This window comes from Heliophilum fasciatum (assembly GCF_004341395.1).
Taxonomy (GTDB): Bacteria; Bacillota; Desulfitobacteriia; order Heliobacteriales; family Heliobacteriaceae; genus Heliophilum; species Heliophilum fasciatum.
Map to the genome: position 1 here is coordinate 1 of NZ_SLXT01000072.1, position 1,059 is coordinate 1,059.

General features: G+C 48.4%; 2 protein-coding genes. Both read left to right on the forward strand.

The features are described 5' to 3' along the window. Window positions 1-810: Mu transposase domain-containing protein (locus EDD73_RS15010; RefSeq protein WP_406567205.1), on the forward strand; the 810-nt coding region annotated here is incomplete at its 5' end. Beyond that, window positions 803-1,059: ATP-binding protein (locus EDD73_RS14730; RefSeq protein ID WP_207668908.1), on the forward strand; the 257-nt coding region annotated here is incomplete at its 3' end. The genes EDD73_RS15010 and EDD73_RS14730, both read left to right, overlap by 8 nt.

Below are 1,059 nucleotides of genomic sequence, written 5' to 3' on the forward strand. Positions count from 1 at the left end.
CCCAAGGACAAGCCTTCTGCCGAAGGCACGGTCGGCGTCATCTCTACCTGGATTATCGCGGCGTTGCGAAACGAAAAATTTTTCTCCTTCTCCGAATTGAATTCGGCCATCCAAAAGAAGCTTCTGGAATTTAACACAAAACCTTTTCAAAAAAAGAAGGGAAGCCGGTGGAGTGCTTTTGAAGAAGAAGAAAAATCCTTCCTTCAGCCGTTACCTGCTTCCCCTTATGAAATGGCTGTCTGGTCAACGGCCAAAATACAACCTGATTATCTCATAACCGTGGGGAAAAACAAGTATTCGGTACCTTTTGAATTCATTGGACACGAAGTCGATATCCGAACGACGAGCAAAACCATTGAGGTATTCTTTCAGAATAATCGCATTGCTTCCCATATCCGGAAATATGAGATAGGCGATCCGGAAATATTGCCGGAACATATGCCCGAGAATCATCGGAGATACCTGGCTTGGAACAAAGAAGCCTTTCTTGCGTGGGCACAAGGCGTGGGAATCGCCACATTGATGGTCATGAAGTCCTTCCTATCCTCCGTTCAGGTCGAGCAGCTTAGCTATAAAACCTGTGGCGCGTTGATGAAGCTGGCCGACCGGTATTCGGTAACGCGGATTGAAGATGCCTGCGCCCGTGCACTGAGCTACACCCCTTCACCCAGCCTGAAAAACATCCAAACCATCTTGAAAACCGGTCAGGACAAGGTGAAATCCGAAAAAAACTCGGACACGCCAAAACCAAGCGGCAACTATGGTTTTACACGAGGTGCCGATTATTTTGGAGGTGGTCGCCATGATTAACCAGGTGACCATCGATAAATTGCACGAAATGCGATTGAGTGCCATGGCCGAGGCCTTCACCTCTCAAACAGGCGACAACGCCTATCGCGGCCTTACCTTTGAAGAGCGCTTCGGGATGATTGTGGACCACGAATGGGGAAAGCGACGTTCCAATAAGTTGCAAAAGCTGATCCGAACGGCAGCGTTTCGGTATCCGAATGCTTGCATGGAGGATATTGAGTACCACGAGGACAGAAAGCTGAACAAATC